At 72.1% G+C, this 25,295-nt stretch carries 24 protein-coding genes; 20 read left to right on the forward strand and 4 right to left on the reverse strand.

Annotated elements, in window-relative coordinates:
• Positions 1 to 47: 47 nt before the first annotated feature.
• Together ACIA5D_RS10880 and ACIA5D_RS10885 are read right to left on the reverse strand one after the other, a co-directional pair.
• Complete coding sequence (locus ACIA5D_RS10880) at positions 48 to 1,790, reverse strand: alpha/beta hydrolase (protein ID WP_396029668.1); 1,743 nt, start codon at positions 1,788 to 1,790, stop codon at positions 48 to 50.
• The gene (locus tag ACIA5D_RS10885) at positions 1,787 to 2,074 is read right to left on the reverse strand and encodes a type VII secretion target (RefSeq protein ID WP_396029669.1); all 288 of its coding nucleotides are present in this window, start codon (positions 2,072 to 2,074) and stop codon (positions 1,787 to 1,789) included. The genes ACIA5D_RS10880 and ACIA5D_RS10885 overlap by 4 nt, the downstream gene beginning before the upstream one ends.
• A gap of 160 nt (positions 2,075 to 2,234) precedes the next feature.
• On the opposite strand from ACIA5D_RS10885, the gene ACIA5D_RS10890 reads away from it, so the two are divergent.
• From ACIA5D_RS10890 to ACIA5D_RS10945, 12 genes are all read left to right on the forward strand, one after another.
• A complete protein-coding gene (locus ACIA5D_RS10890) occupies positions 2,235 to 2,603 on the forward strand; it encodes a holo-ACP synthase (RefSeq protein ID WP_396029670.1) in 369 nt (122 codons plus the stop codon).
• 87 nt (positions 2,604 to 2,690) lie between these two features.
• Positions 2,691 to 4,145: an NAD(P)H-hydrate dehydratase gene (locus ACIA5D_RS10895; RefSeq protein ID WP_396029671.1), complete on the forward strand. Its 1,455-nt coding sequence runs from the start codon at positions 2,691 to 2,693 to the stop codon at positions 4,143 to 4,145.
• Between the two features lie 54 nt (positions 4,146 to 4,199).
• The gene (gene alr / locus ACIA5D_RS10900) at positions 4,200 to 5,333 is read left to right on the forward strand and encodes an alanine racemase (RefSeq protein WP_396029672.1); all 1,134 of its coding nucleotides are present in this window, start codon (positions 4,200 to 4,202) and stop codon (positions 5,331 to 5,333) included.
• Positions 5,330 to 6,406, forward strand: coding sequence for an alpha/beta fold hydrolase (locus ACIA5D_RS10905; protein WP_396029673.1), 1,077 nt, complete (start codon positions 5,330 to 5,332; stop codon positions 6,404 to 6,406). Before alr ends, ACIA5D_RS10905 begins: the two co-directional genes overlap by 4 nt.
• Entirely contained in the window at positions 6,403 to 6,870 is a 468-nt protein-coding gene (tsaE, locus tag ACIA5D_RS10910) for a tRNA (adenosine(37)-N6)-threonylcarbamoyltransferase complex ATPase subunit type 1 TsaE (RefSeq protein ID WP_396029674.1), read from the forward strand. Before ACIA5D_RS10905 ends, tsaE begins: the two co-directional genes overlap by 4 nt.
• On the forward strand, positions 6,871 to 7,545 hold the full coding sequence (locus ACIA5D_RS10915; protein WP_396029675.1) for a uracil-DNA glycosylase: 675 nt from the start codon (positions 6,871 to 6,873) through the stop codon (positions 7,543 to 7,545).
• A 9-nt stretch (positions 7,546 to 7,554) separates the two neighbouring features.
• Entirely contained in the window at positions 7,555 to 8,211 is a 657-nt protein-coding gene (tsaB, locus tag ACIA5D_RS10920) for a tRNA (adenosine(37)-N6)-threonylcarbamoyltransferase complex dimerization subunit type 1 TsaB (RefSeq protein WP_396029676.1), read from the forward strand.
• Positions 8,211 to 8,663: a ribosomal protein S18-alanine N-acetyltransferase gene (rimI, locus tag ACIA5D_RS10925; protein ID WP_396029677.1), complete on the forward strand. Its 453-nt coding sequence runs from the start codon at positions 8,211 to 8,213 to the stop codon at positions 8,661 to 8,663. The genes tsaB and rimI overlap by 1 nt, the downstream gene beginning before the upstream one ends.
• The gene (gene tsaD, locus ACIA5D_RS10930) at positions 8,656 to 9,708 is read left to right on the forward strand and encodes a tRNA (adenosine(37)-N6)-threonylcarbamoyltransferase complex transferase subunit TsaD (protein WP_396029678.1); all 1,053 of its coding nucleotides are present in this window, start codon (positions 8,656 to 8,658) and stop codon (positions 9,706 to 9,708) included. The genes rimI and tsaD overlap by 8 nt, the downstream gene beginning before the upstream one ends.
• 9 nt (positions 9,709 to 9,717) lie before the next feature.
• The gene (locus ACIA5D_RS10935) at positions 9,718 to 9,972 is read left to right on the forward strand and encodes a hypothetical protein (protein ID WP_396029679.1); all 255 of its coding nucleotides are present in this window, start codon (positions 9,718 to 9,720) and stop codon (positions 9,970 to 9,972) included.
• 79 nt (positions 9,973 to 10,051) lie between these two features.
• Positions 10,052 to 11,746: an ABC transporter ATP-binding protein gene (locus tag ACIA5D_RS10940; protein ID WP_396029680.1), complete on the forward strand. Its 1,695-nt coding sequence runs from the start codon at positions 10,052 to 10,054 to the stop codon at positions 11,744 to 11,746.
• Positions 11,743 to 13,545, forward strand: a complete 1,803-nt coding sequence (locus ACIA5D_RS10945; RefSeq protein ID WP_396029681.1) for an ABC transporter ATP-binding protein — start codon at positions 11,743 to 11,745, stop codon at positions 13,543 to 13,545. The genes ACIA5D_RS10940 and ACIA5D_RS10945 overlap by 4 nt, the downstream gene beginning before the upstream one ends.
• Positions 13,546 to 13,672: 127 nt before the next feature.
• Here ACIA5D_RS10945 and groL read toward each other — a convergent pair whose 3' ends face one another.
• Together groL and groES are read right to left on the reverse strand one after the other, a co-directional pair.
• Positions 13,673 to 15,319, reverse strand: coding sequence for a chaperonin GroEL (gene groL, locus ACIA5D_RS10950; RefSeq protein WP_396029682.1), 1,647 nt, complete (start codon positions 15,317 to 15,319; stop codon positions 13,673 to 13,675).
• A 71-nt stretch (positions 15,320 to 15,390) separates the two neighbouring features.
• A complete protein-coding gene (groES, locus tag ACIA5D_RS10955; RefSeq protein WP_084297906.1) occupies positions 15,391 to 15,705 on the reverse strand; it encodes a co-chaperone GroES in 315 nt (104 codons plus the stop codon).
• Between the two features lie 227 nt (positions 15,706 to 15,932).
• On the opposite strand from groES, the gene ACIA5D_RS10960 reads away from it, so the two are divergent.
• The 8 genes from ACIA5D_RS10960 (at position 15,933) to ACIA5D_RS10995 (ending at position 25,282) form a co-directional block, all read left to right on the forward strand.
• Complete coding sequence (locus ACIA5D_RS10960; protein WP_396029683.1) at positions 15,933 to 17,105, forward strand: methyltransferase domain-containing protein; 1,173 nt, start codon at positions 15,933 to 15,935, stop codon at positions 17,103 to 17,105.
• Between the two features lie 94 nt (positions 17,106 to 17,199).
• Positions 17,200 to 17,685, forward strand: coding sequence for a Cys-tRNA(Pro) deacylase (ybaK, locus tag ACIA5D_RS10965; protein ID WP_396029684.1), 486 nt, complete (start codon positions 17,200 to 17,202; stop codon positions 17,683 to 17,685).
• A 367-nt stretch (positions 17,686 to 18,052) separates the two neighbouring features.
• Positions 18,053 to 19,153: a sugar ABC transporter substrate-binding protein gene (locus tag ACIA5D_RS10970; protein WP_396029685.1), complete on the forward strand. Its 1,101-nt coding sequence runs from the start codon at positions 18,053 to 18,055 to the stop codon at positions 19,151 to 19,153.
• A 161-nt stretch (positions 19,154 to 19,314) separates the two neighbouring features.
• Positions 19,315 to 20,130 carry an ATP-binding cassette domain-containing protein gene (locus ACIA5D_RS10975; protein ID WP_396029686.1) on the forward strand — a complete coding sequence of 272 codons (816 nt, stop codon included), beginning with the start codon at positions 19,315 to 19,317 and terminating at the stop codon, positions 20,128 to 20,130.
• On the forward strand, positions 20,127 to 21,380 hold the full coding sequence (locus ACIA5D_RS10980) for a sugar ABC transporter permease (RefSeq protein ID WP_396029687.1): 1,254 nt from the start codon (positions 20,127 to 20,129) through the stop codon (positions 21,378 to 21,380). Before ACIA5D_RS10975 ends, ACIA5D_RS10980 begins: the two co-directional genes overlap by 4 nt.
• A gap of 31 nt (positions 21,381 to 21,411) precedes the next feature.
• Positions 21,412 to 22,593, forward strand: a complete 1,182-nt coding sequence (locus tag ACIA5D_RS10985; protein WP_396029688.1) for an ROK family protein — start codon at positions 21,412 to 21,414, stop codon at positions 22,591 to 22,593.
• Between the two features lie 56 nt (positions 22,594 to 22,649).
• The gene (locus ACIA5D_RS10990) at positions 22,650 to 23,594 is read left to right on the forward strand and encodes a hypothetical protein (protein ID WP_396029689.1); all 945 of its coding nucleotides are present in this window, start codon (positions 22,650 to 22,652) and stop codon (positions 23,592 to 23,594) included.
• Entirely contained in the window at positions 23,591 to 25,282 is a 1,692-nt protein-coding gene (locus ACIA5D_RS10995) for a M16 family metallopeptidase (RefSeq protein ID WP_396029690.1), read from the forward strand. Before ACIA5D_RS10990 ends, ACIA5D_RS10995 begins: the two co-directional genes overlap by 4 nt.
• Positions 25,283 to 25,295 lie beyond the last annotated feature (13 nt).

Consider the following 25,295-nt stretch of genomic DNA (forward strand, 5'->3'; position numbering starts at 1 on the left):
GTCCCTGCCGGGTGCCGGGGCCGCTTTGTGGTGGAGGGCGGCCGGGGTCATCGGGCCGTGCCCAGGGTGATGGCGGCGAGGGTGTCGAGGGAAGGGCTGCCGCGCTCCCAATAGCCGAGGTGGCCCGCGCCGGGGGCGCTCGCGAAGGTGCGGGCGCCGAAGGCGGGATCGCTCGGGTTGTGGCCGAACCACAGGTCGCGCTCGGGGCTGCCGAAGGCGATCGCGGGGCCCAGGACGGGTACGAGGCGAGACACCGCCAGGTCGCGGGCGAGGGCGGCGGGGCCGGGCGCCGCGTACTGGATGACGTCGCTGCTCGAGGTGGTCGACCAGACGCGGCCGGGCGGGACGGACAGGTCGCGAACCGACTCGACGCCGACGCCCGGTGAGCCGACGAAGACCACGTTGTCGGCGGGCAGGCCGCTCCCGGCGGCCGCCTTGCCGACCAGCAGCGAGCCGTAGCTGTGGCCGATCACGGTCTGCCGGGCGGGCGGGCCGTCGACCGTGGCCCGCAGTCCTTCCTGGAAGCGGCGCAGCGCCGGCGCCCCGGCCTCAGCCCGGCGGGCGCTCGCCGCCTCGTCGACGAAGTCGGGGGCGTCGTAGTCGAGCCAGAGCACCGCGCTGGTCGACGCGGCCGGGGAGAGTTCCGCCGCCCGGCCGGCCACCCGCTCGGCGCGGGTCAGCTCGCCGCCGAACGACGCCAGCTCCGCCGTCATCCCCGGCACGTGGGTGACCACGTTGTCGGCCCGGTCGGGGTCGCCCAGCGCCACCACGACGCGGCCCTCCTCGCTCAGGTCGAGCCGTAGCAGGTACGCCCGCGGGCCCTCGTCTTCGGCCAGCCGGTCGGCGAGGGCGTCGAGCCCGTGCCGGAGATCTTGCAGCCTCCGGCGCTCACTGCCGTGCGCCGTGGCGAGCGCCCGCTCGATCTGCGCCCGCCGGTCGTCGAGGAGCAGGCGGTTGGCCGTGTCGCGGTCGGCGGCGGGGATTCCGTCGAGCGGCGCGAGCCAGGCCGGTTCGGTCGCCAGCAGCCACTGCCGCTCGGCCGGGGTGAGTCCATCCCACCAGCGCCGTACCTGGGCCGGCGACGCTGTGCAGTCCGGCCGCGCCGGCCCGGCCGGGACAGCCGGTTGCCGGGCGGCAGCCTCGATCCGCTCCAGACGCTCGGCCGCCACCTCGTCGGCCGCCGCCGCGATCGCGATGGCCGCAAACAGATCGTCGGCGACCTCCGCCACGGCCGCCTGCGCCGCGCCCGGATGGCCCGCCGCCTGCGCCGCGCCCGGATGGCCCGCCGCCTGCGCCGCGCCCGGATGGCCCGCTGCCTGCGTGGCGCCCGGGTGGCCCACTGCTCGCGTGGTGCCCGGATGGGCCGCCCAGAATGTGGTGGCCGGACCGCCCGCCTCGCGCGTGGCGGCGCCGCCCGCGCCCGGGGTGGCGAGACCGCCGCGGATGATGCCCTCGTCGTCGATGGTCAGGCCGGCGCGGTGGGCGGCGGAGATGGCCTGGGCCAGCAGCCGCTTGGCGCGGGTGAGGGCGGCCGCGAACTCGCCGGCCGCCTGGTCGGCCTGCCAGCACAGGACCCGGAACTGGATCAGGCCGCGGCGCAATTCCGTCAGCCGGGCCGCGGCTGCCGTGGCCGCCGTGCCGGACCAGGCCCCGCCGAGGCGTATCAGATCGGCCGTGAGCTGGGCAGTCAGCCGGCCGGCCAGGGTGGCCCAGCGTCGCCAGGCGTGCGCGACCGCGCGCCAGAGGCCCGGGTCGGCGACGCGCAACCGGGCGTAGACGGCGGCGGTCACCGGGACAGCCGCAGGCGGGTCGCGGCGCGGGCGTCGGCCTCCTGATAGGCCGCCGCGGCGGCCGCGACCTGGCAGGCCGTCTCGGCGGCGCCGACGCCCAGATGCTGAAGCTGCTGCTGGGCGGCCGCCGTGGCCAGCGACGCGGCGTCGGTCGTGCGCCAACGCGGCGTGTGCGGCACCGTGGGCGCCGCGGTGGCTCCGGCCGACGTCTCGGCCGCGGTTGTGGTCAGGGAGGAGGCGGCGCGACGTAGTTCTTCGGTGTCGACCTCGAGATCGGGATTCATCGGCAACCTCCATGTGGGGCAACGGGATGCGCCGACCTTAGGGGCCGGGGAGGGCCGCCGGCGGTGCCTGTGGACAACCGCGCGGTCGCGTGTGCCGAGGTTGTCCACAGGTCTTGCGCCGTACCCGGCCGTGCGTTAGCTCGCCCGATAGGGTTGGGCCGTGATCGTGGCTGTCGGCATCGATGTAGTCCTGGTGGACCGCTTCGCCCGGGCCCTCGAACGGACCCCGCTGCTGGGAGTTCGGCTGTTCACCGAGGGGGAGCGGCTGAGCGGCACCGGCAATCCGCGCTCGGCCGAGTCGCTCGCCGCCCGGTTCGCGGCGAAGGAGGCCGTGGCGAAGGCGCTGGGGGCGCCGGCCGGCATGCTCTGGCACGACTGCGAGATCGTCGCCGACCCGGACGGGCGCCCTTGGTTGACCGTGTCCGGTACGGTCGCCGCGGCCGCGGCCGAGCGTGGCATCGCCCGGTGGCACCTCTCGCTCTCGCACGACGGTGGCATCGCGTCGGCGATGGTCGTCGCGGAGTCCTGATCAAGGGCTCGACCACCGCGAACGCGAAACTGTCGTACCCGGGGCCTAAAACCGACGGCATCACGAACGGCTTGGAGGACAGGGCAGATGCGGCAGGCATGGCGGGTCGCCGACGTGCGGGCGGCCGAGAAGGCGCTGATGGCGACGCTGCCGGAGGGCACGCTCATGCAGCGCGCCGCGGCCGGCCTGGCCCGGCGCTGCGCGCTTCTCCTGGACGACGACGACGGCGGCGTGTACGGCGCGCGGGTGCTGCTGCTGGTCGGCAGCGGCGACAACGGCGGCGACACACTCTATGCGGGCGCCGCATTGGCCCAGCGCGGCGCCCAGGTGCGGGCTCTTCTGCTGCGGCCCGACCGGGTTCACCTGGCCGGGCTCGCGGCGCTGCGGGCGGCCGGCGGCGTCACGGTGCGCGAGCTGCCCGATCGGGCCGATCTCGTGCTCGACGGCATCGTCGGCATCGGGGCGAGCGGCGGCCTGCGGGCACCGGCGGCCGGCTACGTGGCCCGCCTGGGTGACCTGCGCGGGCGGTCCGGCGCGCGGCCGCCGGTGGTCGCGGTCGACGTGCCGAGCGGCGTGGCGGTCGACACCGGCGACGTGCCGGGCGAGGCGGTCACGGCCGATGTCACGGTGACCTTCGGCTGCCTCAAGCCGGCCCACGTGCTGGGGCCGGCCGCGGTGCGCTGCGGGCAGGTCGAACTGGTCGACATCGGGCTGGGCCGGGTGCTGCGGGCCGACCCGGCGGTGCGGGTGCCCGACGCCGATGACATCGCCGAGTGGTGGCCGGCCCCGGGCCCGGCTTCCGACAAGTACACCCGAGGCGTGGTCGGCATCGCGACCGGCTCGGCGAAGTATCCGGGCGCGGCCCTGCTGTCGACGAGCGGCGCGCTGGCCGGTCCGACCGGCATGGTGCGCTATGCCGGGAGCGGCTACCGCGAGGTCGTCCGGGCGCATCCGTCGGTGGTCGCGGTGAGCCGGGTGGGCGACGCCGGGCGGGTGCAGGCCTGGGTGTGCGGCTCGGGTCTCGGCACCGACGACGAAGCACGTACGACGCTGCGCTCGGTGCTGGCGACCTCGGTGCCGGTGGTGCTCGACGCGGACGCGCTGACGCTGCTGGTGGACGGCTCGCACGCCGAGGACCTGCGCCGGGACGCGCCGCTGGTGATCACGCCGCACGACGGGGAGTTCAAGCGGCTGGCGGGTGAGGCGCCGGGCGCCGACCGGGTGGGGGCCGCGTGCCGGCTGGCCACCTGGATCAACGCGGTGGTGCTGCTCAAGGGCGACCGGACGATCGTGGCGACCCCGGGTGGCGAGGTCTGGGCCAACCCGACCGGCAGCTCGGCGCTGGCCACCGCGGGCAGCGGCGACGTACTGGCGGGGCTGCTCGGCTCGCTGCTGGCCGGCGGGCTCGCTCCCGAACGGGCCGCGGTCGCGGCGGCGTACGTGCACGGCCTGGCCGGCCGCTGGGCGGCCGAGTCCGGCCCGGTGACCTCACCCGACGTCGCGGCCGCGCTTCGCCCGACGCTGGCGGCGTTGCTGGGGTGACCCCGCTGAGCAGCCGTAACGGAAACTGTCGTACCGATCGTTAGGCTGGGAATCATGTGGCAGGCCGAGGTCCGGATCGATCTGGACGCCATCCGGGACAACGTGGCGTTGATGCGCGCCGGCACAACCGCCGAGGTGATGGCGGTCGTGAAGGGCGACGGCTACGGGCACGGCATGCTGCCGTCCGCTCGGGCGGCGCTGGCCGGCGGCGCGACCTGGCTCGGCGTGGCGACCCTCGACGAGGGGCTGACCCTGCGCCGGGCCGGTCTCGACGTGCCGGTGCTGGCCTGGCTGCACTCGCCGGGCATGCCGCTGCACGACGGGGTCGCGGCCGGCATCGACCTGTCCGCGAGCTCGCTCCAGCTGGTCGGCGAGCTGGTCGAGGCCGCACGCCGCGCGGAACGGCAGGCACGCGTACACCTGAAGCTCGACACCGGCCTGTCCCGTGGCGGCGCGACGGCGGCCGAATGGCCGGCCCTGCTGGAGGCCGCAGCGAAGGCGCAGGCCGACGGCGACATCGACGTTGTGGGGGTGTGGAGCCACTTCGTCAGCGCGGACGCGCCCGCCGATGAGATCACCGACCGGCAGCTGGCGGTATTCGCCGACGGGCTGGCCGTGGCCGAGCGGTTCGGGATTGCGCCGCGCTACCGGCACATCGCCAACTCGGCGGCCACGCTGACCCGCCCGGACGCCCACTACGACCTGGTCCGGCCGGGCATCGCCGTCTACGGCCTGTCGCCCGTGCCGGGGGAGACGTTCGGGCTGCGCCCGGCGATGACCGCGCACGCCCGCGTCGCGCAGACCAAGCGGGTTCCGGCCGGTCAGGGCGTCTCCTACGGCCACACCTACTTCACCGAGCGCGAGACGACGCTGGCGCTGGTGCCGCTCGGTTACGCCGACGGCGTGCCGCGCGCCGCCTCGAACGCGGGGCCGGTGCAGTTGCGCGGCAAGCGCCGCAGGGTCGCCGGCCGGGTCTGCATGGACCAGATCGTGCTCGACGTCGGCGACGACGAGGTGGCGGCCGGCGACGTGGCCACGCTCTTCGGGCCCGGTGACGACGGCGGCCCGACGGCCGACGACTGGGCCGAGGTGGTCGGCACGATCAACTACGAGATCGTGACCCGTTTCGGCAGCTCGCGGGTCCCGCGGGTGTACGACGGCGCCGCCGGGACGGTGACATCCGCGTGAGCCCCAAGATCCCGCGACGGCGGGCCAAGCAGGTCGGCATCGCCGGAGCCGCCCTCGGCGTGGTGGCGGCCGGCCTGGCCACGGCGTTCGCGGTCGAGCGCACGCTGGTCCGCCGCTCGGTCAACGCCCCCGGCGACCCGCACGCCGACGAGGACTTCGCCGACCCGTCGTTCGACGCCGAGCTCACGGTCACCGCGGGCGACGGCACCAACCTGCACGTCGAGGTCGTCGAGCCCAAGGCGCCGACCGGCAAGCCGACGATCGTCTTCGTGCACGGGTTCGCGCTCGACATGGGCACGTTCTACTTCCAGCGCAAGATGTTCACCGAGCGCGGCGACCACCGTCTGGTCTTCTACGACCAGCCCGGCCACGGCAAGTCCAGCAAGCTCAAGTCCGGCAACTACGACATCGCGGGGCTCGGCGAGTCGCTCGCCGCGGTCCTGAACGCGACCGTGCCCGATGGCCACATCATCCTGGTCGGCCACTCGATGGGCGGCATGACCATCATGTCGTTCGCCGAGAAGTACCCGGAATGGTTCGGCAACCGGGTCACCGGCGTGGTGCTGATCTCGACCTCGGCCCGGCTGATCGACCGCGCCAAGCTGGCCCTGCCGTCGCTGGTCGCGCGGGCCAGCGCGCCGTTCTTCCCGCTCTGGGGCACCGCCGCCCACCTCGGCGGCAACGTGATCGAGCGGGCCCGGTTCGCCTCCTCCGACCTGGCCTGGCTGCTCACCCGGCGGTACGGCTTCGGCGACGGCAAGCCGAGCCCGTCGTTGGTCTCGTTCGTGGAGGGGATGAATTCCAAGACCTCGGTCGAGACGCTGACCAAATACCTGGCCACGCTGTACAACCACAGCCGATACCCGGCGCTGGCGGCGCTGCGCGGTGTTCCGGTGCTGGTCATCGTCGGCGACAAGGACTACCTGACTCCGGTCGCCCACTCGCAGGAAATCATCAAGCGGCTGCCCGACGCCCGGCTCGTCACCATCGAGAACACCGGGCACGTGGTGATGCTGGAGAAGTCCGACGAGGTCAACGCCGCGATGCTGCCCTTCGTGGAGAAGATCTCGTGACCACCGAGGTGAAGCTCGCGACGGTCGAGGACACCCAGGCTTTCGGGCGCAGACTGGCCGGCGTCCTCCGCCGCGGCGACCTCGTGCTGCTCACCGGCCCGCTCGGGGCCGGCAAGACCGCTCTCGTGCAGGGCATCGGCGCCGGCCTCGGTGTCGAGGGCGCGGTCACCTCGCCGACGTTCGTGATCGCCCGGGTGCACCGGGGTCCCGTCCCGCTCGTGCACGCGGACGCGTACCGTCTCGGCGACCGGCCCGACCCGCGCGCCGAGATCGACGACCTCGACCTGGACGCCTCGGCCGAGGACGCGGTCACCGTCGTCGAGTGGGGCGCGGGCCTGGTCGAGCAGCTCAACGACGAATACCTGCAGGTCCGTATCGACCGGCTGGACGACGACACCCGCACGGTGGAGCTGGTGCCGCACGGCGGTGACTGGGCCATCCGCCTTCACGAACTGGAGAGCTAGTTGAATCTGCCTGACCTGCTGCCGGCCGAGTGGCGGGACGAGCTGACCCCCTTCCTGGACGCCGAAGCAACCGCGAAGCTCGGCGAGTTCGTGGCCGCGGAGTACGCGGCGCACACCATCTATCCCCCGATCGAGGACCTGTTCGCGGCCTACCGGCTGTGCCCGCCGGCCGAGACCCGGGTGCTGATCCTGGGTCAGGACCCCTACCACGGGCCGGGGCAGGCCCACGGCCTGAGCTTCAGCGTCCGCGACGGGGTCCGGATCCCGCCGTCGCTGCGCAACATCTTCAAGGAGCTCGCCGAGGACGCCGGTGTCGCGCCGTCGAAGTCCGGCGACCTCACCGGCTGGGCCCGGCAGGGGGTGCTGTTGCTCAACGCGGTGCTCACCGTGCGCGGCGGTGCGGCCGCCTCGCACGCGGGCAAGGGCTGGGAGGTGTTCACCGACGCCACCATCCGGGCGCTCGACGCCCGCAGCGAGCGGGTCGTGTTCCTGCTCTGGGGCGGGTACGCCCGCAAGAAGGCCGCTCTGATCACCAACCCGGCGCACGTCGTGCTGGAGGCGGGCCACCCGAGCCCCCTCAACCGGGAGGGCTTCCGTGGCGTCCGTCCGTTCAGCGCCGCCAACAAGGCCCTGGCCGACGGCGGCCGTCCGCTGATCGACTGGGATCCGCGTTAGGGTCGGCACGTGCTCGTACTCGCTCTGGACACCGCGACCCCCGCGTCGACGGCCGCGCTGGTGGAGGTCACCGCCGACGGCCTGCGCGGCGTCGCCGAGCGGCGCACCGTCGACCCCCGTGCCCACGGGGAGAGATTGGCGCCCGAGATCGCGGCGTCCCTGGCCGAGGCCGGGGTCCGGCCCGCCGACCTCACGGCGATCGTCGCCGGGCTCGGGCCGGGGCCGTTCACCGGCCTGCGGGTCGGCCTGGCCACCGCCGCGAGCATGGCGCAGGCGCTCGGCATCCCCACCTACGGCGTGTGCTCGCTCGATGGGCTCGGCCGTGCCGCCGGCCCGGGCCGGGTGCTCGTCGCCACCGACGCGCGCCGGCGCGAGGTCTACTACGCGACCTATGTGGACGGGGTGCGCGCCACCGGCCCCCAGGTGGCCAAGCCCACAGAGGTAGAAGGAGAGTACGACCGCGTGTGCGGCGAGGGCGGCCTCAAATATGGCGACGTTTTCGGCGTACCCATGGAAGAACATCTTCTCTACCCGCCCGGCGCTGCCCTCGTGGCCCTCGCGGCCGAGCGGATTCGCGAGGCCTCGCCGAGCGAACCGCTCACGCCGCTCTACCTGCGGCGCCCCGACGCCGTCGAGCTGACTCGCCGCAAGCACGTGCTGAACTGATGGGTGACAAAGTCCGGGTGGGCATCGAGCGTTTCCGGTGGTGGCACATCGCCGAGGCGCTGCCGATCGAGCAGGAGCTGTTCGGCGCCGAGAAGTGGTCGTCGGCGATGTTCTGGAACGAGCTGGCCCAGCGCAACTTCTACATCGTCGCGCTCGACGGCGACGAGCTGCTCGGCTACGCCGGTCTCGCGATGACCACCGACGAGGCCTGGGTGCAGAACATCGCGGTCCGCCGCACCGCCCAGCGCGGCGGCGTCGGACGCGCCATGCTGGAGGCGCTGCTTGCCGAGGCCGCCCGGCGCGGCATCAAGCAGACGCTGCTCGAGGTCGCGGTCGACAACGCGCCCGCCCAGCAGCTGTACGCGACCTACGACTTCGAGCCGGTCGGGATCCGGCGCGGCTACTACCAACCCAGCAACACGGACGCCCTGGTGATGATGCGCAATGCCTGACGAGCCCCTGGTCCTCGGGATCGAGACCTCCTGCGACGAGACCGGCGTGGGCATCGTGCGCGGCCACACCCTGCTCGCCGACGCGCTCGCGTCCAGTGTGGACCAGCATGCCCGGTTCGGTGGCGTGGTGCCCGAGGTCGCCAGCCGCGCCCATCTCGAGGCGATCGTGCCGACCATGCAGCGCGCGCTCGACGACGCCGGAGTCACCCTCGCCGACATCGACGCGATCGCGGTGACCAGCGGGCCCGGTCTCGCGGGCGCGCTGCTGGTGGGCGTCGCCGCCGCCAAGGGGTACGCGTTGGCGGCCGACAAGCCTCTCTACGGCGTCAACCACCTCGCCGCCCACGTCGCAGTGGACACTTTGGAGCACGGTCCGCTGCCCGAGCCGGCGATCGCGATGCTGGTGTCCGGCGGACACTCGTCGCTGCTGCTGGTCGACGATCTGGCCAACGGCGTGACCCCGCTCGGCGCCACGATCGACGACGCGGCCGGGGAGGCGTTCGACAAGGTGGCCCGCCTGCTCGGGCTCGGTTTCCCGGGCGGGCCGGTGATCGACCGGCGGGCGCGCGAGGGCGATCCGGCCGCGATCGCGTTCCCGCGTGGACTGACCGCCCCCAAAGATCTCGCCGCGCACCGCTTCGACTTCTCCTTCTCGGGCCTCAAGACCGCGGTCGCGCGCTGGGTCGAGGCCCGCGAGCGGGACGGCGAGCCGGTGCCGGTGGCCGACGTGTCGGCGAGCTTCCAGGAGGCGGTCTGCGACGTGCTCACCGCCAAGGCGGTCGACGCGTGCCTGGCCAACGGCGTGGCGACCCTGATCATCGGCGGTGGGGTCGCGGCCAACTCCCGGTTGCGCGTGCTGGCCGAGCAAAAGGCAGCAAAACACGGCATTCTCGTACGCGTTCCGCGCCCTCAACTGTGCACGGACAACGGCGCGATGGTCGCCGCCCTCGGCTCGCGGCTCGTGGCGGCCGGCGTCGCCCCGTCGCGTCTCGATCTGCCCGCCGATTCCTCGATGGCATTGACCTCGGTCAGCGTGGCGGGGTAGGAAGCCACCATGATCGCGCGGATGTGGGAGGTGCGGGCCCTGGCTAGCGGCTTCGACGAGCTGCTGACCTGGGTCTGCGATGTGGCGGTGCCCCGGCTCGAGGTGCTGCCGCAACATGTGTCGAGCGAGGTGTACTCGTCGACCGACCACCGCATCGTGGTCATCTCGAAGTGGCGCAACACGCCCGAGAGTCTGCCCGCGCCGCCGGCGAAGCTCGTCGCCCGCGCGCCGCATGTATGGGACTTCTCGCCGGTAGATCGGTAGCGCCGGTCTCGTCAGCACCGATCGGCCGGTAGGAAACGGGTCGCAAAACGTCAGACCCCGCCCGTAACGTCGGGCCCTGATGCGAACGCTGCCCGACGCCGACTGCGGCGTACCCGACAGCCGGTCCGCCACCCATTACCTGGGCTGGCTGGTCCGGCGCTACCGGCTGACCGTCGTCCCCGCCATCGCGCTGGCCGTCGTCTGGATGCTCTGCCAGGCCGTCGTGCCCGCGATCATCGGCCGGGCCATCGACGCCGCGACCCGGCGCGACGACCACGACCTGCTGATCTGGTGTCTCGTGCTGCTCGGCGTCGGTACCGTCCAGGCGATCACCGGCGTGTCCCGCCACCGGTTCGCGGTGGTCAACTTCCTGAGCGCCATGTTCGTCACCGTCCAGATCACCGTGCGGCACGCCGCCCGGCTCGGCTCGGCGCTGTCCCGGCGGCTCGACACCGGCGAGGTGGTGGCGATCGGCACGGCCGACATCCGGGCGATCGGCGCCGCCATCGACATCACGGCCCGCGGCACCGGCTCGCTGGTCGCGGTCGTCACCGTGACGGTCATCCTGCTGTTCACCTCGGTGCCGCTCGGCCTCGTCGTGGTGCTCGGCGTGCCGATCCTGATGGCCGTCGTGGGTCTGCTGATCAAGCCGCTGCACCACCGGCAGCAGGTCACCCGCGAACAGCAGGGCCTGCTCACCGGCCGCGCCGCCGACCTGGTGGGCGGCCTGCGCGTGCTGCGCGGCGTGGGCGGCGAGGCGGTGATGGCCGAGCGCTATCGCGCCGAGTCGCAGGCGTTGCGCGCGGCCGGGGTCCGCACCGCCCGGGTCGAGTCGCTGCTCGAGGCCGCCCAGGTGCTGCTGCCCGGCGTCTTCCTGGTGCTGGTCACCTGGCTGGGCGCCCACTTCGCCCTGAACGGGCAGATCACGGTGGGGCAGCTGGTCTCCTTCTACGCGTACGCGGCGTTTCTCGTCGCGCCCCTGCGGCAGCTCACCGAGACGCTCGACAAGATCACCCGCGGCCACGTGGCGAGCCGCCGGGTCGTGGCCATGCTCGGCGCGGTCACCGACCTGCCCGACCCGTCCGCGCCGCTGCCGGCCGAGCGCCTCGCCGGCGACCTCGCCGACCCGCGGTCCGGTGTGGTCGTTCGCCCCGGCGAGATCACCGCGATCGTGGCGGCCGCCCCGGCCGAGGCCACCGAGATCGCCGATCGGCTCGGGCGCTACGCCGAGGGCGGCACGGCCGGCGGCCGGCCGCTGGACGAGTTCGCGATGGCCACGGTCCGCGAGCGGATCCTGGTGGCCGACAACGACGCCCGCCTGTTCACCGGCCGGCTGCACGACGATCTCGACCCGCACGACCGTGGCTCGCTGCCGGCCGCGCTGCACACGGCGGCCGCGACCGACATCGTCGAGGCCCTGCCCGACGGGCTCGACAGCGAGGTGGCCGAGCGCGGCCGGTCGTTCTCCGGCGGCCAGCAGCAGCGGCTGCGCCTCGCCCGGGCCCTGGTCGCCGACCCCGACACGCTGATCCTGGTCGAGCCGACGAGCGCGGTCGACGCCCACACCGAGGCGCGCATCGCCGAGCGGCTGATCACCGCCCGGACCGGCCGCACCACGGTGATCTGCACGTCCAGCCCGCTGGTCCTCGACCGGGTCGACCGGGTCTGCTTCGTCGAAGACGGCCGCCTGGTCGCGACCGGCACCCACCACGGCCTGCTCGACCACGAGCCGCGCTACGCCCGCACCGTGCTGAGGGGCGAGGACCCCGAATGAGCGGGATGCTGCCGGTCGCCGACATCGCCCAGGTGCGGCGGTACGTGCGCGAGCTGTTCCGGCGCTATCCGCGGGTGCTCGGTGGCGCGGTCGCGCTGCACGTTCTCGCCGCGATCGCCGGGCTGGTCGGGCCGCGCCTGCTGGGCGACCTCGTCGAGGGCATCCAGCACGATCGCGGCGCGGGCGTGATCGACCGGCTCGCGGCGTTGATCGCCGGGTTCGTGGTGCTCCAGGCGGTGCTGACCCGCTTCGCGTACCTCGCCTCCGCCCAGCTCGGCGAGCGGGTGCTGGCCAGCCTGCGCGAGGAGTTCGTCGAGCGGGTGCTCGCCCTGCCGCTGTCCACCGTGGAGCGGGCGGGCAGCGGCGACCTGCTGACCCGTACGACCCGGGACGTGGACGCGCTGTCGCGGTGCGTGCGGCTCGCCGTGCCCGAGACGATGATCGCGGTCATCACGATCGTGCTGGTGGTGGGCGCGCTCGTCGTGGTGACTCCGCTGCTGGCGCTGCCGCTGCTGATCGCCGTGCCGATCCTGTGGATCGGCACCCGGTGGTACCTGCGGCGTTCCCCGTCGGCGTACCTGAAACAGAACGCCGAATACTCGTCGGTGACCGACGGCCTCGCCGAGACGGTCGACGGCGCCCGCACGGTCGACGCGCTGCGCCGCCGTCGCCGCCGGATCGATCGAACCGACGCCGACCTGCACCGCACCTGGCTCGCCGAGAAGTACACCCTGTTCCTGCGCACGGTCTGGTTCCCGGTGGTCGAGTTCGGCTATGTGCTGCCGGTGGTGGCGACCCTGCTGGTCGGCGGCCTGCTCTACCTGGACGGCGCGGTCACGCTCGGGCAGCTCACCGCCGCGGTGGTCTACGTGCAGCTGCTGATCGACCCGCTCGACCGGCTGCTCGGCTGGCTCGACGAGCTCCAGGTCGGCACGGCGTCGCTGGCCCGGCTGCTCGGCGTCGCCGAGGACGAGCCGCCCGCGCCGGCCGAGGTGGCGCCACAGCCGGAGGGGACGCGCATCGAGATCCGCAACATGCATTTCTCGTACGTGCGAGGGCGCGAGGTGCTGCACGGGATCGACCTGACGCTCGAGCCGGGGGAGCGGCTCGCGATCGTCGGGCCGTCCGGCGCGGGCAAATCGACGCTCGGCCGGCTGCTGGCCGGGGTGCATCAGCCCACCGCCGGGACGATCACCGTGGGCGGGGCGCCGCTCGGCGACCTGCCGCTCGACAAGCTGCGCACCGAGGTGGCGCTGGTCAGCCAGGAGCACCACGTCTTCATCGGCTCGGTGTGGGACAACGTGGCGATGGTGCGTCCGGAGGCCGGCGAGGCGGAGGTGCGATCGGCGCTGGCGGCGGTGCGCGCGCTCGACTGGGCATTGGCGCTGCCCGAGGGACTGGCCACCACGGTCGGCGCGGGTGGCCGGCCGTTGTCGTCGGCGCAGGCGCAGCAGATCGCGCTGGCCCGGCTCGTCCTGGCCGACCCGCACACGCTGGTGCTCGACGAGGCGACGTCGCTGCTCGACCCGCGGGCGGCGCGCGACCTGGAACGGTCGCTCGGCGCGGTGCTGCACGGGCGCACGGTGGTGGCGATCGCGCACCGGCTGTTCTCGGCCCACGACGCCGACCGCGTCGCCGTCGTGGAGGACGGCCGGATCACCGAGCTCGGCTCCCACGACGAGTTGGTCGCGGCGAACGGCCCGTACGCGTCGTTGTGGCGCTCCTGGCACGGCGAGCGCACCCCGGAAGACACCGACGAGCCCCTGGCCGACACCGACGCCGCCAGCGCCACCCGTTAGCGGCTCAGAGCGATGAAGACGCCGAGCACGATGAGCGTGATCGCGGCGACCGCGAAGAGCAGGAGCCGGGAGCAAAGCGAAAGGGCGCGCCGTCCGGCGCGCCCTTTCGGTGGAACAGCTGACCCGATCAGAAGCCCGGACCGTGCTGGTGGCCGTGGCCACCGTGGCTGTGACCGTGGCCGCCGCCGGCCGACTCCGGCTCGGCCGGCTTCTCGACCACGAGGCCTTCCGTGGTCAGCAACAGGCCGGCGATCGACACGGCGTTGGAGACCGCGTTGCGGGTCACCTTGACCGGGTCGATGATGCCGGATGCGGCGAGGTCGACGTACTCGTCGGTGGCCGCGTTGAGGCCGTGGCCCCAACCCAGCTCGGCGACCTTGCCCACCACGACGTAGCCATCGTGGCCGGCGTTCTGTGCGATCCAGCGGAGCGGCTCGACGAGCGCCTTGCGCACGATGCCGACGCCGATCGCCTCCTCGCCGGTCAGGCCGAGGTTGCCGTCGAGCTCGGAGACGATCTGCGCGAGGGCGGCGCCGCCACCGGGGACGGTGCCCTCCTCGACGGCCGCCCGGGTCGCCGCGATGGCGTCCTCGATGCGGTGCTTGCGCTCCTTCATCTCGACCTCGGTGACCGCGCCGACCTTGATCACCGCGATGCCACCGGAGAGCTTGGCCAGACGCTCGGCGAGCTTCTCCTTGTCCCAGTCGGAGTCGGACGCCTCGATCTCCTTGCGGATCTGCGCGACCCGGTCGGTGACTTCGGACGTCTTGCCGCCACCATCGACGATGGTGGTGTTCTCCTTGTCGACCACGATGCGCCGGGCGCTGCCCAGCATGTCGAGGGTGACCTGGTCGAGCTTGTAGCCGAGCTCGGGCGCGATCAGCTCGCCGCCGGTGGCGATCGCCATGTCCTGCAGCATCGCCTTGCGACGGTCGCCGAAGCCGGGCGCCTTCACCGCGGCGACCTTGACGGTCTTGCGGATCGCGTTGACCACCAGGGTGGACAGGGCCTGGCCCTCGACGTCCTCCGCGATGATCAGCAGCGGCTTGCCGGTCTGCAGCACCTTCTCGAGCAGCGGGAGCAGCTCCTCGATGCTGGAGATCTTCTGCGTGGTGATCAGGATGAACGCGTCCTCGAGGACGGCCTCCTGCGACTCGGCGTCGGTCACGAAGTTCGGCGAGATGAAGCCCTTGTCGAACTGGAGACCCTCGGTGACCTCGAGCTCGGTCAGCATCGCCGAGCCCTCCTCGACGGTGATGACACCGTCGCGGCCGACGCGGTCCATCGCCTCGGCGATCAGCTCGCCGATGGTGGCGTCCTGCGCCGAGATGGTGGCGACGTTGGCGATCGCCTTGTGGTCGTCGACCTCGACCGCCTTGGCCAGCAGCGCCTTGGAGACGGCCTCGGCCGCCAGGTCCATGCCGCGCTTGAGGCCGAGCGGGTTGGCGCCGGCGGTCACGTTGCGCAGGCCCTCGCGGACCAGCGCCTGGGCGAGCACCGTCGCCGTGGTGGTCCCGTCGCCGGCGACGTCGTTGGTCTTCGTCGCCACCTCCTTGACCAGCTGGGCGCCGAGGTTCTGGTACGGGTCGGAGAGCTCGATCTCCTTGGCGATGGTGACGCCGTCGTTGGTGATCGTGGGCGCGCCGAACTTCTTGTCGAGGACGACGTTGCGGCCGCGCGGGCCGAGGGTGACCTTGACCGTGTCGGCGAGCGTGTTGACGCCGTGCTCCAGCAGGTGCCGGGCGTCGTCAGAGAAGCTGAGAATCTTCGCCATGTATAGGTCCCTTCGCGCGCCACCGCCCTGGCCCGGAAGCCCGGGCCAGGGCGGCAAGCACTGTCAGTAGGTCACTTCTCGATGACCGCGAGGACATCGCGGGCGGAGAGCACCAGGTACTCCTCGCCGGCGTACTTGACCTCGGTGCCGCCGTACTTCGAGTAGAGGACCGTGTCGCCCACCTGGACGTCGATCGGGACGCGGTTGCCCTTGTCGTCGATGCGGCCCGGGCCGACGGCGAGGACGGTGCCCTCCTGCGGCTTCTCCTTGGCAGTGTCGGGGATCACGATGCCCGACGCCGTGGTGGTCTCAGCCTCGTTCGCCTGGACCACGATGCGGTCCTCGAGCGGCTTGATCGCAACCTTGGTCGCGGTAGTCACGGGCATACCCTCCTGGGTACAGGTTTGCCGGCCATGAACCAGGCCGGTCTCATGCCTCATGCCACCGGGCGGGGCCGTCGTCGCGGGTGCCGGTCCGCCTGGTGCCTGACCGTCGGCCCGTGAGGGCTTTCGGTTGGCACCCTCATGTTGAGAGTGCTAATCGCGAGGTTATGCCGGAACTAGCACTCCGTCAACCAGAGTGCCAGTGTCGTCACGCCGGGGAGAATGCCTTCGTGACTCCTGACCTCCTGGCCCGCCTCCGTACCCCCGAAGGGGTGAACGCCCTGGCCACCGCGGCCGCCGTTGATCATGGCGACCCACTGGCGGCGGCCTCGGCGCTGCGGTCGAGGGGCTTCGCTCCGGAGCTGGCCGCCGCGGCGCTGACTCAGGTGGAGCTGCGCCGGAGGGCGACCGCCAAGTTCGGGGAACGGGCCGCCCGGATGTTCTTCACCCGGCCCGGGCTCGAGCAGGCGACGCGAGCGGTGGTGGCGGATCGCCGCGCGGCGCGCCTCGCGGCGGCCGGGGTCAGGAGCATGGCCGATCTGGGGTGCGGGCTGGGCTCCGATGCAATGGCGGCGGCAAGTGCCGGCATTGACGTGTACGCCGTGGAGGCCGATCCGCTGACCGCCGCGATCGCCGCCGCGAACGTGGCTGCCCTGGGCCTCGACGACCGGGTCGAGGTCGACTGCGCGGACGCCACGACGGTCCGGGTCGAGGACTACGACGCGGTCTTCGCCGATCCAGCCCGCCGGCGTGCCGGCCGCGGCCGCGTGTTCGACCCCCGCTCCTACTCGCCGCCGTGGGACTTCGTCGCCGCGCTCGCCGGCCGCGTGCCGTGCACGGTGCTGAAGCTGGCCCCCGGCATCGACCACGCCCTCCTGCCGCCGGGCGCCGAGGGTGAGTGGGTGAGCGTCGACGGCGACCTGGTCGAGGCCGCCTTCTGGTGCGGCCCGCTCGCCGCTGCCCCGCGCCGCGCCACGCTGCTCCCCGGGGGCGCCGAGCTGACCGGCAGCGGTGAGGTGCGGGCGCCGGTCGGTCCCGTCGGGGCGTACGTCTTCGACCCGGACCCTGCCGTCGTGCGCTCGCATCTGGTGGCCGAGTTCGCGGCCTCGATCGGCGGCCGGCTCGCCGATCCGGACATCGCCTACGTCTACGCCGACGAGCCCGCCGAGACCCCCTTCGGCCGGCGGCTGGAGATAACGGATGTGGTGCATTTCTCTTTGAAACGGCTGCGGGCCCTGCTGCGGGAGCGCGGCGTCGGCCGCCTCGAGATCCGCAAGCGCGGCTCCGCCCTCGAGCCTGATCAACTTCGTCGTGACCTGCGGCTGTCCGGACCGGAGGCGGCCTCGCTGGTGCTGACCCGGGTGGCCGGCGCCCCGACCGCGCTGCTCTGCCGACCGGTCTGAGGCACACCACGCACGAGCGGATGGGCAGGTACAGCCGGGCAAAAGGGCAAAAATCACACGGGCGGCCCGAAGGCGGGACGAGTACTTTCTTGCCATGGCAAAGAAGGCCGCGGCCGGAACCCCGGCGACCGCCGTGCTGAACGACCAGCAGATCGAGCACACGCTGCACCCCTACGACGTCTCCCCGGAGGCGCCCAACTACGGCGCGCTCGTGGCGCAGGCGCTGGGGATCGGGCCCGAGCGGGTCTTCAAGACGCTCGTCGCCGAGGTCGACGGCCGGCTGGTCGTCGGCGTCGTGCCGGTCACCGGCGACCTCGACCTCAAGGCCCTCGCCGGCGCGGCCGGCGGGAAGCGGGCCGTCCTCGCCGAGCGGGCCGCGGCCGAGCGCAGCAGCGGTTACGTCCGGGGTGGCATCAGCCCGCTCGGCCAGCGCAAGAAGCTGCCAACGGTGGTGGACTCGTCGGCGCTCGCCCTTGACCGGATGTTCATCTCGGCGGGCCGCCGCGGCCTCCAGGTGGGGCTCGCGCCGGCCGACCTGATTCGGCTGACCGACGCAGTTACCGCCACTATCCGGACATAAGCCCCGTCGGCGGGCAGGCCGTTACGACAACGTTACTGACTGGGGGGATCTTTCTCCAGAGATCGGGCGAGATCGGGCACGGGCGTGACTTAGCGTCACAAGGTGAGCGACCTCAAGCGATCGTCCGGAACCGGTTCCCGGCCCTCGCCGGGTCCGGAATCCCCGTATCACCGCTGTGTTGCCGGATTGTTATGCCGGGTTACGAGATCGCCGGGGCGCACCGCTTGTGCGACGGGCCGCAACGGGAATACGTTGCCGGGCACAACAAACTAGCTCCTGATCATTCGGCGTCTCGGGGAGCGACACTCCCGCAGCGCACACCATCGAATCCGATCGAAGGCCCGGATTACCCGAAAGGACACAAGGAATGCGTAAGGGACTGTTCGCCCTTGCCACGGTCGGCCTGCTGGCCACCGGCAGCATCGCTGCCTGTGGCGACGACAGCAGCGGCGACTCCGGCAGCAGCAGCGGCTCGAGTACTGGCAAGGTTGGTGTCATCCTCCCCGACACCAAGAGCTCGGCCCGATGGGCGACCGCGGATTTCAAATACCTGACGGACGCCTTCAAGGCGGCCGGCGTGCAGGCCGACATCCAGAACGCGCAGGGTGACAAGACCCAGTTCCAGACCATCGCCGACGGCATGATCTCGAGCGGCGTCAAGGTCCTCATCATCGTCAACCTGGACTCCGGCACCGGCAAGGCCGTGCTGGACAAGGCCAAGGCCGCCGGTATCGCGACGATCGACTACGACCGTCTCACCCTGAACGGTGGCGCGGACTACTACGTGTCGTTCGACAACGTGAAGGTCGGCGAGCTGCAGGGCCAGGGCCTGGTCGACTGCCTCAAGGCCAAGAACTTGACCAAGCCGGTCGTCGCCGAGCTCAACGGCTCCCCGACCGACAACAACGCCACCCTGTTCGCCCAGGGCTACGACTCGGTGCTCAACCCGCTGTACACCGACGGCACCCTGACCAAGGGCCCGAACCAGGCCGTTCCGGACTGGGACAACGCCCAGGGCGGCACGATCTTCGAGCAGATGCTGACCCAGAACAAGGACATCAAGGGTGTCCTCGCGGCGAACGACGGCCTCGGCAACGCGGTCATCTCGGTTCTGAAGAAGAACAAGCTCAACGGCCAGGTCCCGGTCACCGGCCAGGACGCTACCGTTCAGGGTCTGCAGAACATCCTCGTGGGCGACCAGTGCATGACGGTCTACAAGGCGATCAAGAAGGAGGCCGACGCGGCCTCCGAGCTCGCCATCGCGATCGCCAAGGGCCAGAAGCCGACCTCGGCCACCGGCAAGGTCAACGACCCGGAGTCCAAGAAGGACGTCGCCTCGGTGCTGCTGGTCCCGCAGTCGATCACCAAGGACAACGTGAAGGACGTCGTCAACGACGGCTTCGTCACCAAGGCGGAGCTCTGCACCGCTGACTTTGCGAAGGCTTGCACGGACGCGGGCATCAGCTGACCCGAGTTGTGACGGGCTAGTCCCGAACGACTGACGACGGCGCCGCTCACCCCCGGCCATCGGGGCGTGGGCGGCGCCGGAGTTGGGTCACACCCCCCTCCCTTCTCGCCTGTGGCGGAGCCACGACGACGAAACCGGTCACTAAGCGAAGGAGAACCACCGTGGCCGCGACACCCCTCCTGGAGCTCAGCGGGATCGACAAGAGCTTCGGTCCTGTTCAGGTCCTGCATGACGTCGGTCTGAGCGTCTACCCCGGCGAGGTCACGGCTCTCGTCGGCGACAACGGCGCCGGTAAGTCGACGCTGGTCAAGTGCGTCAGCGGCATCTACACGATCGACTCGGGCACGATCACCTTCGAGGGCAACCCGGTGGCGATCCACAGCCCGCGCGACGCATCCGCGCTGGGCATCGAGGTCGTTTACCAGGACCTCGCTCTCTGCGACAACCTGGACATCGTCCAGAACATGTTCCTCGGCCGGGAGAAGAAGCGCGGCATCATCCTCGACGAGCCGACCATGGAGCAGATGGCCGGCGACACGCTCGCGAGCCTCTCGGTCCGCACGGTGAAGTCGCTGCGGCAGCTCGTGGCCAGCCTCTCCGGTGGCCAGCGGCAGACCGTGGCGATCGCCAAGGCGGTGCTCTGGAACAGCCGCGTCGTGATCCTCGACGAGCCGACCGCCGCGCTCGGCGTCGCGCAGACCGCCCAGGTGCTGGAGCTGGTCCGCCGCCTCGCGGACAACGGCCTCGGGGTCGTGCTGATCTCGCACAACATGAACGACGTCTTCGCGGTGTCCGACCGGATCGCGGCGCTCTACCTCGGCCGGCTGGCCGCCCAGGTCAAGGCCACCGACGTGACCCACTCCCAGATCGTGGAGCTGATCACCGCGGGCCGTAGCGGCAACATCGGCCTTCCCCCGGAGAAGCCGTCCGAGTTCAACGGCGACGTCGTCGACATCACGCCCGGAGGCGACCAGTGACCGCAACGACCACCACCGCCGGCGGCGTCAAGGTCGTCAAGCCGACCGTCGCGGGCTTCTTCCACGACTACTGGGGCCGGGTCCGCGGCGGCGACCTCGGCAGCCTTCCCGCCGTCATCGGCCTGATCATTCTCAGCCTGATCTTCGGCGTCGCGCGCGACACGTTCTTCAGCTCGCTCAACTTCGCGAATCTGTTCTCGCAGGGCGCTCAGTACATCTTCATCGCGATGGGTCTGGTCTTCGTCCTGCTGCTGGGCGAGATCGACCTCTCCGCTGGCTTCGCCTCCGGCGTCTGTGGCGCGATCATGGCGATCCTGCTGACCAACCACGGCTGGCCGTGGTACGGCGCCATCCCCGCGGCCATGGTCACCGGCATCGTGATCGGCTTCGTGCTCGGCTTCATGGTGGCCAAGCTGGGGATCCCGTCGTTCGTCGTGACCCTCGCCGCGTTCCTCGCGTTCCAGGGCATCCTGCTGTACCTGCTGGGCGGCGGCAAGAACATCTCGATCACCGACACCTTCGTGCTGAAGCTGGCCAACAGCAACCTGTCGGCGGTGGTCAGCTGGGCCCTCACGATCGTCGCGATCGTCGGTTACGCGCTGCTGCAGCTCAACCGGGTCCGCAGCCGCGCCGCTCGTGGCCTGGTCACCGACCCGATGGGGATCGTGGCGATGCGGATCGCCGGCGTCGCCCTCGTGCTGGTGATCCCGACCATCGTGCTCACCCAGGAGCGCTCGATCAACCCGGTGCTCAACTCGGTGAAGGGCGTCCCGATCGTCGTACCGATCATCGCGGTGTTCCTGGTGATCTGGACGTTCGTCCTCGGCCGCACCACCTACGGCCGGCACGTCTACGCGGTCGGCGGCAACACCGAGGCGGCCCGCCGTGCCGGTATCCCGGTCGACCGGATCCGCATCTCGGTCTTCATGATCTGTTCGTTCATGGCCTCGATCGGCGGCATTCTGGCCGTCAGCCGGGCCAACTCGGTCGACCCGAACACCGGCGGCAGCAACATCCTGCTGTATTCGGTCGGCGCGGCCGTCATCGGCGGCACCAGCCTCTTCGGCGGCAAGGGCAAGGCGATCAACGCCGTCATCGGTGGCGCGGTGATCACGGTCATCGACAACGGCATGGGCCTGCTGGGCTACTCGGCCGGCACGAAGTACATCGTGACCGGTCTGATCCTGCTGGTCGCCGCGAGCGTCGACGCCCTCGCGCGACGCAGGGCGGCAGCTACCGGAAACCGATGAGAGAGATCCTGGGCGCGGGGACGGCACGCTGATGCGAGCCGGCCCCAGCCAGGAGGAGGTTCGCCGGCACAACCTCGGGACCCTGCTGCGGTACGTGCACGTGCACGGCGCGACCTCCCGGGCCGAGCTCACCAGCCGGCTCGGCCTCAACCGCAGCACCATCGGGGCCCTGACCGCCGAACTGACCACCGCCGGGCTGGTCAGCGAGGCGACACCGCGGGATACCGGCCGGGCCGGGCGACCGTCGCTGGTCGTCCGGCCCGAGTCGTCCAAGGTCTACGCGTACGCCCTGAGCATCGAGGTCGACCGCCTGCGCGCGGCCCGGGTGGGCCTCGGCGGCCAGATCCTGGACCGCCGGGAGACCGACCGGCCGCGCGGCATGCAGGTGCTCGACGCGGTGCAGCCGCTGGCGAGCTTCGTCCACGAGATGCGTGCCGCGGTCTCCGACGACGCCATCTACGTCGGCGCCGGCGTGGCGGTCGCCGGCATGGTCCGGCGCGAGGACGGCATGGTCCGGCTCGCGCCCACGATCGGCTGGGTGGAGGAGCCGGTCGGCGCCGCGCTGCGTTCCGAGCTCGGCGACGCCGGCAAGCTCACGGTCGGCAACCACGCCGACGTGTCCGCCCTGGTCGAGCACAGCCGGGGCGCCGCTGCCGGCTGCGACAACGTTGTCTATCTGTACGGCGACGTCGGCGTCGGCGCCGGCATCATCACCGACGGCCGGCGCGTGGCCGGTCACGGCGGGTACGGCGGCGAGGTCGGCCACATGGTCGTCAACCCGTACGGCCGTGAGTGCAGCTGCGGCTCGCGCGGCTGCTGGGAGACCGAGATCGGCGAGTACGCGCTGCTCAAGCACGCCGGCCGCGGCGACCAGACCGGCCGCGAGGCGGTCCTCGGCGTGGTCGACGCCGCCATGCGCGGCGACAGCCAGGCCCAGTTCGCCGTGCGTCAGGTCGGCGAGTGGATCGGCTTCGGCGTCGGCAACCTCATGAACATCTTCAACCCCGAGGCCGTCATCTTCGGCGGCACCCTCCGGGACGTCTACCTGGTCGCGGCCGCGCAGATCCGCAGCCGCCTGAACGCCATCGCCCTGCCGGCCTGCCGCGAGCACATCCGCCTGCGCACCCCGGAGCTCGGCTACGACGCGGCCCTGATCGGCGCCGCGGAGCTCGCCTTCGAGCACCTCCTCGAGGACCCGCTGCTCCTCGCCTAGGGTCTGCCCGGAAGCGGGTCACCATAAATGATCACTGTCATTTATGCTCCCTGGCCATGCCCGACCGCGTGCTGCTCGATGCAGCGGACGCCTATCCCGAGGTGACGAAGGTCCGCGACGCCCTCGCGGGCCGTGACTGGAGCGCCGCGCGGGCGGTGCTCGACGCGGCGTCGCCGGCGGGCCGTTCGATGCTCATCGACTTTGCCGCCGAGGGCGACGACCTCGAGGACTTCCTGCAGTACGTGGTGGCCACCGACCCGGACGACACGGCGGCCGTGGCGATGCTCGGCATGCACCTGATCAAGATCGGCTGGAACATCCGGTCCGGCGCCCGCGCCCAGTACGTGTCGAGCGAGCAGTTCGAGAGCTTCCACGACTGGCTGCGCCGGGCCGAGGCGGTGTTGCTGGACGGCGTGGCCCGCAACCCGGCCGACCCGGCGCTCTGGTTCGCGCGGCTGACCTCGGCCCGCGGCCTCGAGCTGGGCCTGGCCGAGACCCGCCGCCGCTACCAGAAGCTGGCCGCGATCGACCCGCACCACCTGCCCGGCCAGAGCCAGTACCTCCAGCGGCTGTGCCCGAAATGGAGCGGCAGCTGGGAGACGCTGCACCCGTGGTGCCGCGAGGCGATGCTGGCCGCGCCGCCCGGCGCCGTCCAAGGCGTGCTGGTCGCCGACGCGCACATCGAGCACTGGCTCGACCTGGACGACGGCGCCGACGCCCGCTACCTCGAGTCCCCGCCGGTCCGGGCCGAGGTCTACGAGGCGGCGCAGCGGTCGATCTTCCACGCCGAGTTCCGCCGGAACTACGGCTGGGTCCAGGCGGCCAGCACGTTCGCGATGCTGTTCGTCCTGTTCGACGACGCGAAGACCGCGGCCGCGGCGTTCGGCCTGCTCGGCGACCTCGGCACCGAGCACCCGTGGCACTACTTCGGCGCCGGCGAGGTCAGCGACCGGATCCGCCGGAACCGCAAGTGGGCGCTGGAGAACGGGGGCTCGCGATGATCAAGCAGACCGAGGTCGGCGGCGTGCCGGTCCTTCTCGCGCCGACCAGCGGGCCCACGCATGCCGGGCTGGCGTTCCGGGTCGGGTTCGCCGACGAGCCGCTGTCCCGCCGCGGCATCACCCACCTGATCGAGCACCTGGCGCTGCACTCGATGGGCGTCACCGACTACCACTACAACGGCGCCACCGGCGTCGAGTTCACCTACTTCCACATGCAGGGCGACGAGAGGATCGTCTCCTTCCTCAACGGCGTCTGCGCCGCGCTGCGCGACCTGCCGATGCAGCGGCTGGCCGTCGAGAAGGACGTGCTCCAGGCCGAGGCGGGCGGCCGCGGCACGAACGTGGCCGAGCCGATGGCGCTGTGGCGGCACGGCGCGCGCGACTACGGCACGCACGCCTACCCCGAGTGGGGGCTGCCCGCGCTCACACCGGACGAGCTGCGCGCCTGGGTGGCCCGCTACTTCACCCGGGAGAACGCCGTGCTCTGGGTGGCCGGCGACGCGGTGCCGGCCGGGCTGGCTCTCGACCTGCCGTCCGGCGTACGCCACCCGACGCCGACGCCCTCGTCGGCGCTGCCGGTCACGCCCGCCTACTTCCCCGGCCCCCCGGGGATCGTCGTCTGGGATGCGGTGCTTCCGCGTGGCGCGAAGTCCGCGATCTTCGCCGACGTGCTCGAGCGGATGATGTTCCGCGAGCTGCGCCAGGAGTCCGGCCTGTCGTACATGGCGCAGACCGACTACGAGCCGATCGGGCGCGACGGCGCGGTGGTCACGGCGGTCGCCGATGGCCTGCCGGAGAACGAGGGCGCGGTGCTCGGCGCGCTCGTCGACGTGCTGGCCACGTTGCGGGCCGGCCGGGTCGACACGGCCGACGTGACCGCCGTGCTCGACAAGCGGGAGGAGCAGCTGCGGCACGCCGAGAGCGTCGCCGGCCGGTTGCCCGGGCAGGCGCTGAACCTGCTGGTCGGCCGCGAGGTCGAGGACGTCGAGCAGGTGATCGGGCAGTCCCGGGCGGTGACCGCGGCCGACGTGGCCGAGGTGGCCGCCATGGCCTGGCAGTCCGGGCTGCTCATGTCGCCGGCGCGGCCCGGCCACCTCGGCTTCACCGCCGCGCCGAGCCGGTCCGAGGCGGCCGTGCACGGCCAGGCGCACCGGTCGCTGGAGGGCCAGGGCGAGATCCTGATCGTGGCGCCGGAGGGCGTCAGCGTCGTGGACGCCGAGAGCGTCGCGACCGTTCTCTACGCCGACTGCTCGATCGTCCGGGCCTGGCCGGACGGCGGCCGGCAGCTGGTCGGCGCGGACGGTATCGTGGTGCGGGCCGAGCCGACGCTCTTCGCCGACGGTCACCGGGCGGTCGCCGCGATCGACGCCGCGACCGGACCGGTGCGGGTGTTCCAGCCTCCGCGCGACCCCGACGACATCCCGACGCCGCAGCCGCGGTCCCGGCCGGCCGCGGGAAGCGGCGGCGCCACAGGGGCGCACCGCGCCGTCAACATCTTCTTCCTGATCGTGCTGTGGCCGGTCACGATCGTCTTCGGCGTCGTCGGTGTGCTCATGCTCATCTCGCTGTTCACGGAGACCGAGGACCGCGTCTACCTGGCCGTCCCGATGGTGCTTTTCATCGCGGTGGCGATCTCGGGCGGTTTCGGCATCCGGGCTTCGACCCGGCGGCTGCGCGGGCAGCGCTGACCGGGTCCGTCGG

Origin of the sequence: Actinoplanes sp. NPDC051513 (genome assembly GCF_044454685.1) — a bacterium.
Taxonomy (GTDB): Bacteria; Actinomycetota; Actinomycetes; order Mycobacteriales; family Micromonosporaceae; genus Actinoplanes.

Coding starts and splice junctions, on each gene's coding strand:
- ACIA5D_RS10885 (WP_396029669.1), bottom strand. CDS start 2,074: ATGAATCCCGATCTCGAGGTCGACACCGAAGAACTACGTCGCGCCGCC.
- ACIA5D_RS10895 (WP_396029671.1), top strand. CDS start 2,691: ATGCGGCAGGCATGGCGGGTCGCCGACGTGCGGGCGGCCGAGAAGGCG.
- alr (WP_396029672.1), top strand. CDS start 4,200: ATGTGGCAGGCCGAGGTCCGGATCGATCTGGACGCCATCCGGGACAAC.
- rimI (WP_396029677.1), top strand. CDS start 8,211: ATGGGTGACAAAGTCCGGGTGGGCATCGAGCGTTTCCGGTGGTGGCAC.
- tsaD (WP_396029678.1), top strand. CDS start 8,656: ATGCCTGACGAGCCCCTGGTCCTCGGGATCGAGACCTCCTGCGACGAG.
- ACIA5D_RS10935 (WP_396029679.1), top strand. CDS start 9,718: ATGATCGCGCGGATGTGGGAGGTGCGGGCCCTGGCTAGCGGCTTCGAC.
- ACIA5D_RS10940 (WP_396029680.1), top strand. CDS start 10,052: ATGCGAACGCTGCCCGACGCCGACTGCGGCGTACCCGACAGCCGGTCC.
- ACIA5D_RS10945 (WP_396029681.1), top strand. CDS start 11,743: ATGAGCGGGATGCTGCCGGTCGCCGACATCGCCCAGGTGCGGCGGTAC.
- groL (WP_396029682.1), bottom strand. CDS start 15,319: ATGGCGAAGATTCTCAGCTTCTCTGACGACGCCCGGCACCTGCTGGAG.
- groES (WP_084297906.1), bottom strand. CDS start 15,705: ATGCCCGTGACTACCGCGACCAAGGTTGCGATCAAGCCGCTCGAGGAC.
- ybaK (WP_396029684.1), top strand. CDS start 17,200: ATGGCAAAGAAGGCCGCGGCCGGAACCCCGGCGACCGCCGTGCTGAAC.
- ACIA5D_RS10970 (WP_396029685.1), top strand. CDS start 18,053: ATGCGTAAGGGACTGTTCGCCCTTGCCACGGTCGGCCTGCTGGCCACC.
- ACIA5D_RS10985 (WP_396029688.1), top strand. CDS start 21,412: ATGCGAGCCGGCCCCAGCCAGGAGGAGGTTCGCCGGCACAACCTCGGG.
- ACIA5D_RS10990 (WP_396029689.1), top strand. CDS start 22,650: ATGCCCGACCGCGTGCTGCTCGATGCAGCGGACGCCTATCCCGAGGTG.
- ACIA5D_RS10995 (WP_396029690.1), top strand. CDS start 23,591: ATGATCAAGCAGACCGAGGTCGGCGGCGTGCCGGTCCTTCTCGCGCCG.